Here is a 15,657-nt window from a genome sequence, read left to right as displayed (position 1 = left end):
GGTCAGCGCAGGGCGACCGCCGCGCCCGAACGCTCGGTGGCGATCCGGACGGCGAAGCCGGCCAGGGCGGTGCCCACCACGTAGCGGTGCACGCGCTGCCAGAGCGGGTGCCGGGAGAAGAACCCGGCGACGGAGCCGGCCGTGACGATGAAGAAGGCGTTGCCCGCGACCCCGACCACGATCAGGGTCAGCCCCAGCACCACGCCCTGGAGGCCGACGTGGCCGCGGGACGGGTCGACGAACTGCGGCAGCAGCGAGATGTAGAGGATCGCCACCTTGGGGTTGAGCAGGCAGGTGAGCAGGCCCATCAGGAAGAGCTTGCGGGGGCTGTCGTGCTCCAGTTCCTGCGGTGCGAAGGCCGATCCGCCACCGGGCCGGACGGCCTTCCAGGCGAGCCAGAGCAGGTAGCCGGCCCCGGCCAGCTTGACCGCCAGGTAGATCTCCGGCACCAGCGCGAAGACGGTGGCGATCCCGGCGGACACCGCGAACAGGTAGACCAGGAAGCCGAGGGCCACCCCGGCCAGCGAGGTCAGCCCGGCCCGGCGGCCCTGGGCGATCGAGCGGGAGACGAGGTAGATCATGTTCGGCCCCGGCGTCATCACCATGCCGAGTTCCACCAGTGCGATTCCCGCGATTGCTCCCAGCCCGACCACAGTGCTGCCCCCTCGTACGTACGTTCGCCGGGAGGGAACCTAGCAGGTCACGGCAGGGCTGGATCCGGCGGGGCTGGATCCGGCGGGGCGGGCCGGTGATGAGCACCGGCCCGCCCCGCCTCCCGCCGCAGGGCTCCGTCAGCGGACGCTCGTACCCATCCAGGAGCGGTTGCCGAGCAGGGTCTTCACGTCGGAGGCGAAGCCGTTGTCGGGGTTCACCTGGAAGCCGAGCTCGTAGAGGGTGTCCTTGTCCCAGCCGGTGGTGAGCAGGCGGACGGGGACGTCACCGGGGTGGGCCTGGAGGGCGAGCTTGAGTTCGGCGACGACCCCGGGGGTGACCCGGGCGGCCGGGACGGTGATCTGGACCGGGGGCTTGGTGCCGAGTTCGGCGGAGGAGACGTCGAGGGTGGTGAGCTCCTGCCCGAAGATGCTCAGCGAGCCGTCGCGCTCGTTGAGGCGCCCCCGGACCGAGACGACGTTGTCCTCGACCATCTGCTCGGCCATCAGGTTGTAGGTGGCGGGGAAGAAGAGCACCTCGACCGAGCCGTCGCGGTCGGCGACGGTGATGATCGCCCAGGCGTTGCCGGCCTTGTTGATCCGGCGGTCCACGGCGGTGATGAGGCCGGACAGGCGGACCTCGCCCTCGGTGCGGCCCGAGCCGAGCAGGTCGACGATCGAGGTGTCGCGGTTCTGGGAGAGGATGTGCTCGGCGCCGTCCAGCGGGTGGCTGGAGACGTAGAGACCGAGCATCTCCCGCTCCAGGGAGAGCAGTTGGCGGCGCGGCCATTCGCGGTCGGTGAGCTGGAAGTCCAGCCCGATGCCACCGCCCTCCGCCGCGTCGAGGGCGCCGAAGAGGTCGTCCTGGCCGATCGCCTGCTGCTTCTTCAGCCCGGTGACGGCGTCGATCGCGCTCTCGTGCACCGTGCTCAGCGAGAGCCGGGTGTGTCCGAGCGAGTCGAAGGCGCCGGCCTTGACAAGGGAATCGACGGTGCGCTTGTTGCACACCACCAGCTCGACCTTGTCCAGGAAGTCCGGGAACGAGGTGTACTTGCCCTTCTCGGCCCGGGTGGCCACCAGCGACTCGATGACCGGGACGCCGACGTTGCGCACCGCCTTCAGGCCGAAGCGGACGTCGCTGCCGACGGCGGTGAAGTCGACCACCGACTCGTTGACGTCGGGGGAGAGGATCTTGATGCCCATCTGCCGGCACTCGGCCAGGTAGATCGCCATCTTGTCCTTGTCGTCGGCGACCGAGGTGAGCAGGGCGGCCATGTACTCGGCGGGGTAGTTCGCCTTGAGGTAGGCGGTCTGGTACGAGACCAGGCCGTAGGCGGCGGAGTGCGATTTGTTGAAGGCGTAGCCGGCGAACGGGACCAGGACGTCCCAGACGGCCTGGATCGCCTCGTCGGAGTAGCCGCGCTCCTTGCAGCCGGCGTGGAAGGGGACGAACTCCTTCTCCAGCACCTCCTTCTTCTTCTTGCCCATCGCCCGGCGGAGCAGGTCGGCCTGTCCGAGCGAGTACCCGGCGAGCACCTGGGCCGCTCGCTGCACCTGCTCCTGGTAGACGATGAGGCCGTAGGTGGGGCCGAGGACGTCGGCGAGCGGCGCCTCCAGCTCCGGGTGGATCGGGATGATCTCCTGCTGGGCGTTCTTGCGCAGCGCGTAGTTGGTGTGCGAGTTCATGCCCATCGGGCCGGGCCGGTAGAGCGCGGAGACGGCGGAGATGTCGGCGAACTCGGTGGGCTTCATCAGCTTGAGCAGGGCGCGCATGGGGCCGCCGTCGAGCTGGAACACACCGAGGGTGTCGCCCCGGGCCAGCAGCTGGTAGGTGGTGGGGTCGTCGATCGGGATCTTCTCGATGTCGACGTCCACGCCGCGGTTGGCCTTGACGATCTTGATGCAGTGATCGATGATGCCCAGGTTCCGCAGCCCCAGGAAGTCCATCTTGATCAGGCCCATGGCTTCGCACGACGGGTAGTCGAAGCCGGTGATGATCACGCCGTCCTTGTCCCGCATGTGCAGCGGGATGAGGTCGAGCAGCGGCGTCGAGGAGAGGATGACGGCCGCGGCGTGCACGCCGGTGCCGCGGATCAGGCCCTCGATGCCCAGGCCGGTGTCGATGATCTTCTTGACGTCGGACTCGTTCTCGTACAGCGAGCGGATCTCGGTGCCCTCGTTGTACCGCGGGTGCTTGTCGTTGAAGAGGTCCGCCAGCGGGACACCCTTGCCCATGACGTCCGGCGGCATCGCCTTGGTGATCCGGTCGCCCATGGCGAACGGGTAGCCGAGGATGCGGTTGGCGTCCTTGACGGCGGCCTTGGCCTTGATCGTGCCGAAGGTGTTGACCTGGGCCGTGTAGGCGGAGCCGTACTTGTCGGTGACGTAGCGCACCATCTGGTCGCGCTGGCGGTCGTCGAAGTCGATGTCGACGTCCGGGGGGTTGATGCGCTCGGGGTTCAGGAACCGCTCGAACAGCAGGTCGTGCTCCAGCGGGTCCAGCTCGGTGATCCGGGTCAGGTAGGAGACCATCGAGCCGGCCGCCGATCCTCGGCCCGGGCCGACCGGGATGCCGTTGTCCCGGGCGTACTGGCAGATGTCGGCGACCACGAGGAAGTAGGCGTCGAAGCCCATCGGGGAGATGACGCCCATCTCCAGCTCGACCCGGTCCAGCACCTCCTGGCTCGGGTTGTCGCCGTAACGGTGCTTGAGGCCGGCGGCGATCTTCTGGCGCAGGAACGAGGCCTGGGTCTCGCCCTCCGGCACGTCGAACTGCGGCATCCGGTCGACGTAGGTGAACACCTCGTCGTACGACTCGACCCGCTCCGCGATCGCCAGCGTGTTGTCGCAGGCCTCCGGCAGCTCGCGGAAGAGCTCGCGCATCTCCTCGGCGGTCTTGACGTAGTAGCCGGTGCCCTGGAACTTGAACCGGTTCGGGTCGTCCTTGTTCTTGCCCACGCCGACGCAGAGCAGGCTGTCGTGGGCGTCCGCCTGGTCGGCGGTGACGTAGTGCGAGTCGTTGGTGGCCAGCAGCGGGATGTTCAGCTGCTTGGCGAGGCGCAGCAGGTCCTCGCGCACGTCCTGCTCGATGGACAGGCCGTGGTCCATCAGCTCCAGGAAGTAGTTCTCCTTGCCGAAGATGTCCTGGTAGGCGCCGGCGGCCTTGACGGCCTCCTCGTACTGGCCGAGCCGCAGCCGGGTCTGCACCTCGCCGGAGGGGCAGCCGGTGGTGGCGATGATGCCGGTGGCGTTGGCGGCGATCAGCTCCCGGTCCATCCGGGGCTTCATGTAGTAGCCCTCCATCGACGCGAGCGAGGAGAGCTTGAAGAGGTTCCGCAGGCCGGTGGCGTTCTGCGCCCACATGGTCATGTGGGTGTAGCGGCCGCCGCCGGAGACGTCCTTGCCGCCCTCGCCGTCCGCGCTGGCCGGCCGCTGGCCGCCGGGCGACCAGAACACCTGCTTCTTGTGGAAGCGCGAGGACGGGGCGACGTACGCCTCGATGCCGATGATCGGCTTGACGCCGGTCTTGGCGGCGGCGTGGAAGAACTCGTAGGCGCCGAACATGTTGCCGTGGTCACTCATCGCGATGGCGGGCATGCCCTGTCTCTCCGCCTCCGCGAAGAGCTTGCCGTTCTTCGCGGCCCCGTCCAGCATCGAGTACTCCGTGTGGACGTGCAGGTGCGCGAAGCTGTCGGACACGGCGCTGTGCTCCTCGGGAGGGACGACGGTACGGGCAAGCGGTCCAGGTTAGTCGGTCGGCGCGCGCGACACGCCAGGGGTGTCCGGCAGTCCGGTCGTGCGGGCCGGTGGGCCCGGACGGTCGGGCCGGTCAGGCCGGGTGGTGGTCCGGCACGGCGTTGAGCTCGATCCCGTGCTCCAGCAGGGCCTTCATGGCGCACAGTGCGGTGGTGAAGCCGCCGACGGTGTCGTTCACCCACTGGACGGTCTCGTCCCCCGACCCCCGGAAACCGGTCTCGGCGACCTCGACGAAGGTGACGTCCGTCGCACGCGGGGTGAAGGTCAGCTCGACGGTCGTCGGCCGGTCGTAGTTGCCCCACTCGAACCGGATCAGACGCCCTTCCTCCACCTCCAGGACCTTGACCTCGGCCGAGGCCCCGTACGTCTCCCACTCCCAGCGCAGCTCGGCGCCCGCCACCATCGGCCCGCTGCTCCGGCTGTACCAGAACCGGGTCGTGACGGCCGGGTCGGCGAAGGCCCGGAACGCCTCCTCGGCGGGTCTGCGGACGGCCATGCAGGCGTACGCGCGGGGGGCCAGGGTCAGTTCGAGTCTCTCCATGCCGAGGATCATCCGCCGCCGCCGGTCGGGATCCAAGCACCCGGCCGCCCCCGCCCGCACGTGGTGCCGGGGCCGGTGCGGGGAGTCCCGCACCGGCCCCGGCGGCCGTCGGTCAGCGGAGCTGGAGCGACCACTCCTGCTTCCAGCCGCCCTCGCACGTCCACACGCCGAGCTGCTTGTGGTCGGAGTCGTGGGTCAGGCAGTCGTCGTCGGAGATCTTGATCCGGTACTTGCCGTTGCCGACGCCCTCGATCTGCCACTTCTGGTTGGAGGTGTCGCCCCAGGCCTGCTGCTCGGCCACGTAGGTGTCGGGGTTCTCGGTGAGGTTGTAGCCGAGGTCGTTGACGATCCGGTACCGGCCGCCGTCGAGCGGCTTGATCGTCCAGGTGGAGCCCTTGTGACCGAGGATGCCGCCCAGGACCGGCGCGCCCCAGCTCGCGGTCTCGGTGGGGGCGGTGGCGCCCAGGCCGTTGTCGAGCTTCAGGAACAGCGGGCGCTCGGTCGGGACGGCGGTGCCGCCGCCCGTCGGGGGCTTCGGGTCCTTCGGGTCGCTCGGCGTGCCTCCGCCGCCGCCCGGGGTGACCACGCCGCCGGTGGTGGATTCGAGCACCCACTCCTGCTGCCAGCCGCGCTTGCACGTCCACACGCCGAGCTGCTTGAAGTCGGAGTCGTGGGCGAGGCAGTCGTCGTCGGAGATCCGGATCTGGTACCGGCCGTTGCCGACGCCGAGGAGCTCCCACTTCTGCTCGGAGGAGTTGCTCCACGGCTGGAGCTCGGCCATGTAGCCGCCGCCCTCGGTGAGGTCGAGGCCGTAGGAGCTGGTGATCCGGTAGCGGCCGCCACCCACGGAGGTGAGCTTCCACTTGGACTCGTTGCCGCCCCGGAGCCCGGGGACGACGGCGGCGCCGGCGGAGCCGTTGAGGGGGACGGCGCCCAGGCCGTTGTCGAGCTTGAGGGTGACGTCGGCGCCGTTGGACGGCGTGCCCGGGTCGGTGGTCGGCGGGGTGCCGCCCCAGGCCCAGTTCTGGTTCGGCGCGTCGCGGTTCGTTTCGGAGCCGCAGGCCCAGGCCGTGACCGTGCTGCCGTTGGCGGTGCGGCCGTCGTAGTCGTCGATGCAGACGTCCTTGGACCGGTCGTCCGGGTCCGTCATGTGGCGCAGGCCGCCGCTCGCGGACATGTGCCAGCGCTGGCCGGGGATCTCCAGGCAGTCCCAGACCTGGAGCTTGTTGCCGTTGGCCGCCCTGTTGTCGGCCAGGTCCAGGCACTTGCCGTTGGCGGCCCGGAGCTTGTAGCCGTTGTACGTCCATTTCTGGGCGTCACCGCCGTTGCACTGCCACATCTGCACGGGGGTGCCGTTCGCGGTGCCGTTCCCGCTGACGTCCAGGCAGGCGTGGTAGCCGGGGGCGCTGGAGTCGGGGGTCAGGCTGCCCGTCCTGCTGCCGTAGCCGGCGCGGGCGGGGAAGTGCAGGGTGCGGACGTCGCCGTCGCACTTGTAGGGCCGCGCGGTGCCCGACCGGCAGGTCCACGACTCCTTCTTGACGCTGTCGCCGTCGTTCCCGACGAACGCCCAGTTCATGTAGCCGCCGTCGCCCCGGTTCCGGAACGTCGACTCGCCCTGGAACACCCAGATCCGGAACTTGTCGTAACCCGAGGGATCCTTCTGCTCCTCCTTGTTCATGAAATGGTTGAGCTTGTAGGTGGTGTCGATCAGCACCCCCTTCATATCGGCCTTGTGCTCGTTCGTGAACCATTCGGTGTCGTACAGGTCGGTGCCCACGGTCTTGAACACCAGGACATTGAACCCGGGAAACTTCTGGCTCAGCTGCGCCGCGGTTTCCCGGGTGAACTCCGCGTTGTCCAGCTTGTTGGCGTTGGCGGCACCGCGCATGCCGCGGATCATGTCGAACCCGGCGCCGATCAGCGAGGTCATGCAGTTGCCGCCGCCCGGCACCGCAGGGGTCCCGCAGGTCTTGTCCACCGGATAACCGGGCGACGGCGCGGCCTCGGCCTGCGTGGTGAGGCCGCCGACCAGGGCGACGGCGGTGACCCCGCAGGCGAACGCGCGTTTCAGGCGGGACAGGGTTTTCATGGCGAATCGTCTTTCTGCTCGCGCCGGGGACCTTTTTCCTCCCGGCCGAGAAGGACGATAGGCCCGGAAATCCGGCGCCCGGCCGCTCCTGACGGCTTCCATATGGCGGGGCCGGGAGCTCCGCCCTTTCGTGCAGGATCCGCTCCGGCCTACCCGCCCCCGCCCCGGGCGTCGGCCCGGACGGGGGCGCCGTGCAGCCAGGCGACCCGGTGGTGGAGCGCGTCCTCGTCGAGCGGGCGCAGCAGTGCGTCGCGTGCCCGAGCGTCCTGGCCGGCCGGGTGGTAGAGCCGGGCGCCCATTTCGCGGGATAGCCGCTGGACACGCCCGGCGCGCTCACGGCGGGCGGCGTTGCAGCGCTCCAGCCGGTGCTCGACGTCGGCGGTCGGGGCGTCGGCGAGCTGGTCGCCGAGGGCGACGGCGTCCTCGAGCGCCTGGCAGGCACCCTGGGCGGCGTACTGGAGCATCGGGTGGGCGGCGTCGCCGGTCAGGGTCACCCGGCCGCGGGTCCAGACGTCGACCGGGTCGCGGTCGCACAGCACCCACTCGCGCCAGTCCTCGCCCAGCCGCAGCAGGGTGCCCGGGACGGGGCCGGGTTCGGGGAAGCGCCGCAGGACGGCGGCCCGCTCGGCCCGGCGGCCCGAGACCGCCTCGGTGGCGCCGTCGTCGAGCACCGCGGCGAGGTTGAGGCAGGATCCGCCGGCGACGGGGTAGTGGACCACGTGCCAGCCGGGGCCGGCCCACAGCGTCACGGCGTTGCGGCGCAGCCGGCGCGGCACCCGCTCCATCGGGACGAGGGTGCGGTAGATGGTGTGCCCGCAGGGGCGGGGCGGGCCGTCGCCCAGCAGCTGTGCCCGGACGGTGGAGCGGATGCCGTCGGCGCCCACCAGGACGTCGCCGGAGAAGCTCCGGCCGTCCGTGGTGGTGACGGTCACTTCCTGTCCGTCCTGGTGGTAGCGCCGCACCCCGGCCCCCGCTACCAGGTCGACGGCGTCGAGCGCCCGGCACGCCGTGAGCAACGGCGTGTGCAGGTCGCGCCGGTGCACGACCGCGTAGGGCTCGCCGAAGCGCTGCCGGTAGCGCCCGCCGACGGGCAGGACGACCAGCTCGCGCCCGGTGCTCGCGTCCATCAGCCGCAGTTCGTCGACGAGCACGGCGCGGTCGCGGACGGCCCGGCCCACGCCCAGCTGGTTCAGGGCGTGGAAGCCGTTGGGCGCGATCTGGATGCCGGCGCCGATGTCGGTGAAGGCGTCCTGGCGTTCCAGGACGGTGACGCGGTGGCCGGTGCGGGCCAGGGCCAGGGCTGTGGCCAGACCGCCGATGCCGCCTCCGGCGACGAGTGCGTGGATCATGTCGTTCCCCCGTGTGTCGGTGCACCCCGTGTGTCCGTGCGTGTCCCGGGTCCGGGCGCGCCGGGCGCCGGTCCCGCCCGGTGGGGTGCGTCGTCCACCGGGCGGGACCGGTGCTACGCCCGGACGGACCCGTTCCCGCGGGGCCGGTTCCGGACAGCCGCGACGGCCGGGACGAGTGCCGCCCGCAGCAGCCGGGCGAGCCGCGGCGGGACGTCGCCGATCGGGTCGACGCGCACCGCCGGCAGCTCGGGCCGCAGCCTGCGGCGGACCGACTCGGCCGCCACCAGGCCCGAGCGGACCGCCGCCTCCATCCCGGCCACGCCCGCCGGCGCGGCGCAGAAGTCGCCGGCCAGGTGGAGGTCGGCGAAGGCGGTGAAGGCCCGCGGCCGGTGGCGGGCCGAGCCGGGCCCGGGCGCGTGGAAGGGCGCCGAGGAGTGCGGCTGGTAGCAGATGTGCTCGATGTCCTCCCAGTCCAGGCCGGGGAGGTAGCTCATCAGCTCCTCCACCAGGATCTTGACGGCCTCGTCGTCGGCGAGGTGCCGGAGTGCGGCCACCCGGCCGACGACGCAGTTGAGCAGGCTGTTCCGGTGCCCGGGCCAGGTCTGCCCGACGTCGATCAGCGTGATCGCGTGCGGCGAGCCGACCAGGCGGATGTGCTCGTCGGGCAGCCCCGGCAGGCGGCGGCGCAGGTACAGGTGGAGGGCGCCCAGCGGACGGGAGGTCAGCTCCAGGATCCCGTGCGCCGGGCGCAGGGCCCCGGTGATCGCGGGGCCCAGGGCGGCCAGCCGGCCGTGCGGGATCGCGAGGACCAGTTGCCCGGTCACCGCCTCCTCGGTCTCGGCGCCGGCCGGGTCGCGCAGGGTGAGGGTGCGCACCCGGTGGTCGTCGGTCGTCACCGCGGTGAGCTCGCGTCCGGTCAGCACCTCGGCGCCCGCGGCCTCCAGCCGTTGCCGGAAGGGCCCGACGAACCAGTGCTGGAGGTCGCCGCGCGGCATCCGGACCCGGCCGGGGTGGCGGACGAAGGCGGCGATGCTGCCGCGGAAGCCGGCCGCCGAGACGGCGGTGCTCTCGGCGGCGCTGGAGGCGACGAAGAGGTGCTCGATGTCGGCGACCGCCGCGGGGGAGAGGTAGCGGCGACCGCGCAGGAAGTCGTGCAGGGACTCGTCGCGGGCGCGGTAGTCCTGGGCGAGCAGGTCGAGCACGCCGTAGAGGAACAGCAGCCGGTCGGCGGCCGGGGTGTCCGCGGTGCGGAACTCCGGTCCCGGGAGCAGCTGGTGGAACTTGCGGGTGGTGCGCAGGTTGTCGGTGAGGCCGAGGTCCCCGGCCAGGCGCAGTGTGTTGCGGTACCAGGCGGGGAAGATGTGGACCCCGTGGTCCTCGGTCCGGCCGTCGATCTCCCGGGAGCCGGCCATGCCGCCGAGTTCGGCCGAGGCTTCGAGCAGCCGCACGGGGAGGCCGAGCCGTCGCAGGGTCCAGGCCGCGGTCATGCCGGCGAGGCCGCCGCCCACCACGGTGACACCGTCGCTGCTCCCGGCGTTGGCGGCGTTCGCGTTCGCGTTCGCGTTCGTGGTCGTGGTCGTGGTCGTGGTCGTGTCGTCGCCGTTCGCGGCGTTCGTGGTCGTGCCGTCGCTGTTCCCGGCGTTCGCGGTCATGCCGTCCCTCCTTCGAGCGCGGCCCGGTGCGCCGCCATGGCGAGGACCGGATAGATCAGCCGCAGCAGGCTGTCGCGCCAGTACAGGCCGTCGTGGTGCACCACCCAGGTGTGCCAGGGCTCGGCCCAGTCGCCGTCGGCCTGCTGGGTGCGGACCAGGAAGTCCAGGCCGGCCCGCACCTGCGCGCTGTCGGCCCGTCCGGCGGCGACGAGCGCCAGCAGGGCCCAGGCCGTCTGGGACGGGGTGCTCTCGCCCCGTCCGATCCACTCGGGGTCGTGCAGCGCGCGGACGGACTCGCCCCAGCCGCCGTCGGGCCGCTGGTGGGCGAGGATCCAGGCGCAGGCCCGTCGCAGGGCCGGGTCGTCGGACGGCACCCCGCAGGCGGCCATGCCGGTGACGGCGGCGCTGGTGCCGTGCAGGTGGTAGCAGGCCCACCAGCCGGGCCAGGAGCCGTCCGGGTGCTGCCGGCGGCGCAGCCATTCGACGCCGCGGCGGGCCGCGGGGGACTCCGCGTGGCCGTCGGCGGCGAGCGCCTCCAGGACGTGACCGGTGACGTCGGCGGACGGCGCCTCCAGGAAGCCGATCGCGGCAAGCCGGTCGCGGCCGGGCAGCCGCCAGCGCAGCGGTTCGAAGGCGGCCCAGCCGCCGTCCTCGCACTGCTGGGACAGCAGCCAGCGGTGGGCGCGCCGGCAGGCCTCGTCGACGGCCGGGTCGGTGCCGCGCGGCCGCACCCGGCGCAGGGCCACGACGGCGAAGGCGGTGTCGTCGGCGTCGGGATTGGCGTTGTTGGTGAACTCGTAGGGCCAGCCGCCGGGGACGGGGTCCTTCGTCAGCACCGCCCAGTCGCCGAGTTCGGTGACCTGGTTGTCGAGGAGCCAGCGCACGGCCGGTCCGTCCGCCGCCCCGGCCCCGGGGCCGCCGGCCGCGGCGCTCGCGGACAGGGCGAGGGCGGTGTCCATGACGACGGAGGTCCACATCTCGATCCGGCGCTGCCCGTCTCGCTCGACCACGTACCGGTCGAGCGCGGACAGGGCGGCGACGACGCTCGGGTGGTCGCGGCGCAGGCCGGCCGCGTCCAGGCCCATCAGGACGTTCGCGGTCTGCGGCCAGTTGCCGCCCCAGCTGCCGTCCGTCTCCTGGGTGTCGACGAGCCAGCGGGTGGCCTTGTCGATCGCCCGGCGCCGCAGGGCGCGGACCGGCCGGCGTGCGTACCAGTGGCTGACGGCGGTCGCGCAGCGGACGGCCAGGGGCCTCGGCAGGCGCCGGGCGTCGGGCCGGCGGAAGAGCTCGCGGAGGTCGAATCCGGCGGGCACGACGGGGCGGCTCGCCATGAAGAGGCTGTTGGCGACCACGATGCCGCGGGCGGCGGCCCCGAACTGGTAGATGTTCCCGGGGAACCAGCTGGGCAGCAGCACGATCTCCGGCGGGACGAGCGGGATGTCGCTCCACGGCCAGAGGCCGATCACGGCCAGCCAGGCGAGCATGAGGAGGTTGTCGACGGCCTCGATGCCGCCGCCGGCGCGGATCGAGGCGGCCGCCGCGCGCATCGGCGGCTCGTCGGGGTGGTGGCCGGCCAGGCGCAGGGCGACGTAGCAGAAGACCGACAGCAGGAGTTCGTCCGGGCCCTGGTGGTAGGCGGCCCAGCCGCCGGTGGGGCTCTGCTCGGCGAGCACGGTCCGGGCGTCGGCGGCCGTCGTGCCGTCGTCGGGCAGCCGCAGGTAGTGGCGCAGCACGACCTCGCCCGCCTCGCCGATGAGGCTGGTCTCGAAGTCGCCCTTCCAGAAGCCGTCGGTGTCCTGGCGTCGGCGGAGCGCGTCCGCGGCCAGGGCCAGGGCGTGTTCGACGGTGCCGGGGATGCCCGGGGCGTCGGTGGTCGTCATCGCTGCGGGCCTTTCGAGGCGGGGGCGGGGTGGGTGGGCGTGGGGGCGGGGCCCGGGGAGGCGGGGCCGCGCGCTGCGGCGATCCGGGACTGGCGGACGTACATGAAGACGGAGAAGCTGACGACCAGCGCGAGCGCCGGCGCGCCCACGATGTAGGCCCAGACGTGGCGGATCCGCCACCGCCGGGCCTCGACCACCATGAAGGCCCCGAGCGCGGCCCAGGTCAGTGCCAGGTCGGCGTAGACGAAGTCGGACGCGAGGTTCCCGGTGGCGTCGCGCAGGAAGTTCCGCATCACGCCCCACGGGCCGGCGTCGGCGTTGCGCACGACGAAGGTGACGGCCATCGTCGCCATGACCAGGAAGCCGGCACCGCCGCACAGCGCGTACATCAGGCGCAGTGCGCGGTCCCGCCCGGCGGGCGTGCCCGGGACGGCGTGCTCAGGCGGTCGCATGCGGTGCTCCTTCCGGGGGCGCGGCGGCGGTGGTGGCGGCGGGTGCGGGTACGGGTGCCGTCGGGCGTTCCTCGGCGGTGCCCGGTGCCGTCGTGCCGGAGGCGTCGCGGACCCGCTCGTACCGGTAGTCGTCGAGGTCGAAGGTGCGGGCCCGCCACGCCGCCTCGTAGGTGGAGGCGGGCCGCACGGCCGGCGCGTCGCCGTGGCGGTCGAAGTAGTAGCTGTTCGTCCCGCGGCAGCCGGCGTCCGCGAAGACGGTGTCGCGCTGCCGGCGCAGCACCTTCGCGAACGAGGCGTCGTGCCGTTCGGGCCGCACCGCGGCCTGGGTCGCGCCCCGGCGGCGGGCCTCGCCGATCACCCGCAGCAGATGGGTGACCTGGTAGTCGATCATGCCGAACCAGGAGCCGCCGGTGAACGAGTACGGGCCGACGATGAACCAGAGGTTCGGAAAGCCCTTCACCGAGCTGCCCTCGTAGGTCTGGAACCGCTCACTCGCCCAGAACTCCCCGAGTTCCCGGCCGCCCTGGCCGGACAGCGGGAACGGCGGCAGGTTGTCCAGGACGTGGAAGCCGGTCGCGAGGACGAGGACGTCCGCCGCCCGCTCGGTGCCGTCCGCCGTCGTCACCCCGCTCTCGGTGATCCGCTCGATCGGGTCGGTGACCAGCCGGACGTTGTCGCGGGTGAACGCCCGCCAGTAGCCCTTGGCGAAGGAGGGCCGCTTGCAGCCGAGCCGGTACGTCGGCGCCAGGGCGTCCATCAACTCGCGGTCTCCGCGCACCTGCCGGCGCAGATAGAGCCGGGAGAGCGCCTCCCCGCCGTGGACCAGGAAGGGGAACCGCCGGTAGTGGATCATGGCGATGACGAAGGAGAGCTCGGTGGCGGTGTCGGTCGCGAACCGGACCGCCCGCTGGGTCCACGGAGCCCGGGCGAACACGCCGCGCACGGCCGCCGGGACGGGCAGGTCGGGTTTGGGGAAGACCCAGGTGGGTGTGCGCTGGTAGACGTCGAGCCGTTGCACCGAGGGGGCGATCTCGGGGACGAGCTGGACGGCGGATGCGCCGGTGCCGATCACGGCCACACGGCGGCCGCGAAGGTCCAGCGAGGGGTCCCAGCGCGCGGTGTGCACCACCGGGCCGGCGAAGCGGTCGAGGCCGGCCAGCTCGGGGGTCTTCGGCCGGGTGAGCCACCCGGTGGCGCAGACCACGAACCGGGCCGTCAGCGCCGTGCCGTCGGCCAGCAGCACCTCCCACAGGTGCGCGGACTCGTGGTAACCGGCCCGCACCACCCGGGAGTTCAGCCGCAGCCGGGAGCGCAGGCCGTACCGGTCCACGCAGTGGTCGGCGTAGGCCTTGAGCTCCTCCCCCGGTGGGAAGGCCCGTGACCAGGCCGGGTGCGGCTCGAAGGCGAAGGAGTAGGAGAAGGCGCTGATGTCGACGGCGACCCCGGGATAGCGGTTGGCGTGCCAGGAACCCCCGACGTCGTCCTGCTCGTCGAGCACCAGGAAGTCCTCGATGCCGGCCCGCAGCAGCCCGACGGCGGTGCCGATCCCGGAGAAGCCGGCCCCGATCACCAGCACCTCGTGGTCGGGCGTCCCGGGGTGCCGCGCCGCCTCGGCGGCGCTCACAGGGCCAGACCCGTCGTCAGCAGCGCCCCGAAGGCCAGCAGCAGCCAGCAGGTGTGCTCCAGCGCGGGGATCAGGTCGCGGCCCCGGGCCCCGCCCAGCACCCGGCGCAGCGGTCGGACCGCGACCGGGGCCGCGCCGAGCACCAGCAGCGCCCAGGGCCGGGCCGCCGCCAGCGCCGCCGCGGCGGCGAAGGCCGAGGCGACCAGCACCGCGTAGTAGATCCGGGTGTTCCGCTCGCCGAGGCGGACGGCGACGGTGATCTTGCCGGCCCGGGTGTCGGTGGGGATGTCGCGCAGGTTGTTGGTCGTCAGCAGCGCGCAGGCCAGCAGGCCCATCGGCACCCCGGCCGGGAGCGCCAGCAGCGGGAGCCGGCCGAGCTGGACGAAAGCGGTGGCGCAGACCGCGATGACGCCGTGGTAGACGAAGATGCTCACGTCGCCCAGGGAGCGGTAGCCGTACGGCCGGGAGCCGCCGGTGTAGAACCAGCCGCCGAGCCCGCACACGGCGGCGAGGCCGAGCAGCCACCAGCTGACCGTCACCGCCATGGTGACAGCGGCCGCGACGGCGACGCCGTACAGGGTCAGCCCGTGCCGCAGGACCCGCCGGGGCGAGGCCCGGCCGGAGCCGACCAGCCGGGCCGGGCCGAGCCGGTGGTCGTCGGTGCCCCGGATGCCGTCGCTGTAGTCGTTCAGGAAGTTGGTGCCGAGCACGAAGCCCAGGGCGAACACCAGGGTCAGCGCGGTGCGCCGGCCGTCGGGCAGGCCGTCCGGGACGGCGACGGCGGTGCCGACCGCGATCGGCGCCAGGGTGACCGGGAGGGTCTTCAGCCTGGCGCCGACCACCCAGGCGCGCACGGCGCCGCCGGCCGGCCGGGGCCGGCCGGGCGGCGCGGGGGCGGTGGGAACGGGCGCGGCGGAGCCGGAGGAGGGCGCGGTCACCGTTTCCTCCCCACCGCGAGGAAGAGCACACCGGTGGACCGGGTGCGGACCATCCGGACGTCCTCGCGGCGCCCGGCCAGGTAGCGCAGGCCGTCCCGCAGGTGCGGGCGCAGACCGAGGAGCCGTAGCTCCACGCCGTGCTCCCGGGCGGTGGCGAGCAGCCGTTCGCGGTTGACGAAGAGCCGGTGGTCGTGGGTGCCGGGGGTCGGCCGGCCCGGCAGCGGGAGGTTCTCGGCGAGGGTGACGGCCGCGAATCTGGCCGCCCCGGTGTCGGCGATGGTGTCCGCGATCAGGGTGCCGCCGGGGCGCAGCACCCGGCAGGCCTCCGCGACCACGGAGTACGGGTCCGGCACGTGTTCCAGGCACTGCCCGGCCGTGACCACGTCGAAGGACTCGTCCGCGAACGGGAGCCGGGACATGTCGGCCCGGGCGGTGGCGTCGTACCCGTGGGCGCGGGCCTGCCGGAGGGACTGGAACGACAGGTCGACGCCGACCACCCGGTAGCCCCGGCCGGCCAGGTGCGGGGCGAACAGCCCGCCCCCGCAGGCGATGTCCAGCAGTCGGGCCGAACCGTGCCGGGCTGCCGGCACGGCCGGGACGAAGCCGGCCCGGGCGCGGGCGATCCAGCCCAGCGGCGCGAGCGGGCCCCTGGGGTCCCACCACGCGTCGGCGAGCGGGTCGTAGTCGGTGATGAAGTCGCTGCGTACTGCTGGCACGACGCTCCTT

The 15,657-nt window shown here is 72.7% G+C and carries 11 protein-coding genes; all 11 read right to left on the bottom strand.

Annotated elements, in window-relative coordinates; all coding sequences use genetic code 11:
• Positions 1 to 2: 2 nt before the first annotated feature.
• Positions 3 to 653 carry a LysE family translocator gene (locus tag BLU95_RS03785; RefSeq protein ID WP_093858686.1) on the bottom strand — a complete coding sequence of 217 codons (651 nt, stop codon included), beginning with the start codon at positions 651 to 653 and terminating at the stop codon, positions 3 to 5.
• Between the two features lie 138 nt (positions 654 to 791).
• The gene (gene dnaE / locus BLU95_RS03780; protein WP_093858685.1) at positions 792 to 4,349 is read right to left on the bottom strand and encodes a DNA polymerase III subunit alpha; all 3,558 of its coding nucleotides are present in this window, start codon (positions 4,347 to 4,349) and stop codon (positions 792 to 794) included.
• Between the two features lie 130 nt (positions 4,350 to 4,479).
• Positions 4,480 to 4,947 (bottom strand): SRPBCC family protein, encoded by a 468-nt coding sequence (locus BLU95_RS03775; RefSeq protein ID WP_093864616.1) that lies wholly within the window; start codon positions 4,945 to 4,947, stop codon positions 4,480 to 4,482.
• Between the two features lie 112 nt (positions 4,948 to 5,059).
• On the bottom strand, positions 5,060 to 7,036 hold the full coding sequence (locus BLU95_RS03770) for an RICIN domain-containing protein (RefSeq protein WP_159424757.1): 1,977 nt from the start codon (positions 7,034 to 7,036) through the stop codon (positions 5,060 to 5,062).
• Between the two features lie 149 nt (positions 7,037 to 7,185).
• Positions 7,186 to 8,385 (bottom strand): FAD-dependent oxidoreductase, encoded by a 1,200-nt coding sequence (locus BLU95_RS03765; RefSeq protein ID WP_093858683.1) that lies wholly within the window; start codon positions 8,383 to 8,385, stop codon positions 7,186 to 7,188.
• Positions 8,386 to 8,498: 113 nt separating this feature from the next.
• The gene (locus BLU95_RS03760) at positions 8,499 to 10,037 is read right to left on the bottom strand and encodes an FAD-dependent oxidoreductase (RefSeq protein ID WP_093858682.1); all 1,539 of its coding nucleotides are present in this window, start codon (positions 10,035 to 10,037) and stop codon (positions 8,499 to 8,501) included.
• Positions 10,034 to 11,917, bottom strand: a complete 1,884-nt coding sequence (shc, locus tag BLU95_RS03755) for a squalene--hopene cyclase (protein WP_093858681.1) — start codon at positions 11,915 to 11,917, stop codon at positions 10,034 to 10,036. Before shc ends, BLU95_RS03760 begins: the two co-directional genes overlap by 4 nt.
• Positions 11,914 to 12,369, bottom strand: coding sequence for a DUF2834 domain-containing protein (locus tag BLU95_RS03750; protein ID WP_093858680.1), 456 nt, complete (start codon positions 12,367 to 12,369; stop codon positions 11,914 to 11,916). The genes shc and BLU95_RS03750 overlap by 4 nt, the downstream gene beginning before the upstream one ends.
• On the bottom strand, positions 12,356 to 13,993 hold the full coding sequence (locus tag BLU95_RS03745) for a flavin-containing monooxygenase (protein WP_093858679.1): 1,638 nt from the start codon (positions 13,991 to 13,993) through the stop codon (positions 12,356 to 12,358). The genes BLU95_RS03750 and BLU95_RS03745 overlap by 14 nt, the downstream gene beginning before the upstream one ends.
• Entirely contained in the window at positions 13,990 to 14,931 is a 942-nt protein-coding gene (locus BLU95_RS03740) for a 1,4-dihydroxy-2-naphthoate polyprenyltransferase (RefSeq protein WP_197698707.1), read from the bottom strand. Before BLU95_RS03740 ends, BLU95_RS03745 begins: the two co-directional genes overlap by 4 nt.
• Positions 14,928 to 15,647: a methyltransferase domain-containing protein gene (locus BLU95_RS03735; protein WP_093858678.1), complete on the bottom strand. Its 720-nt coding sequence runs from the start codon at positions 15,645 to 15,647 to the stop codon at positions 14,928 to 14,930. The genes BLU95_RS03740 and BLU95_RS03735 overlap by 4 nt, the downstream gene beginning before the upstream one ends.
• Between the last annotated feature and the right edge of the window lie 10 nt (positions 15,648 to 15,657).

This window comes from Streptomyces sp. TLI_053 (assembly GCF_900105395.1).
Lineage (GTDB): Bacteria > Actinomycetota > Actinomycetes > Streptomycetales > Streptomycetaceae > Kitasatospora.
The sequence above is the reverse complement of the archived record's forward strand: the minus strand, read 5'-3'. Positions and strand labels throughout refer to the sequence as shown.

What these genes read in the sequence shown, in the direction of transcription:
- BLU95_RS03770 (WP_159424757.1), bottom strand. Translation starts at nt 7,036, where the DNA reads ATGAAAACCCTGTCCCGCCTGAAACGCGCGTTCGCCTGCGGGGTCACC.
- BLU95_RS03775 (WP_093864616.1), bottom strand. Translation starts at nt 4,947, where the DNA reads ATGGAGAGACTCGAACTGACCCTGGCCCCCCGCGCGTACGCCTGCATG.
- BLU95_RS03765 (WP_093858683.1), bottom strand. Translation starts at nt 8,385, where the DNA reads ATGATCCACGCACTCGTCGCCGGAGGCGGCATCGGCGGTCTGGCCACA.
- shc (WP_093858681.1), bottom strand. Translation starts at nt 11,917, where the DNA reads ATGACGACCACCGACGCCCCGGGCATCCCCGGCACCGTCGAACACGCC.
- BLU95_RS03760 (WP_093858682.1), bottom strand. Translation starts at nt 10,037, where the DNA reads ATGACCGCGAACGCCGGGAACAGCGACGGCACGACCACGAACGCCGCG.
- BLU95_RS03750 (WP_093858680.1), bottom strand. Translation starts at nt 12,369, where the DNA reads ATGCGACCGCCTGAGCACGCCGTCCCGGGCACGCCCGCCGGGCGGGAC.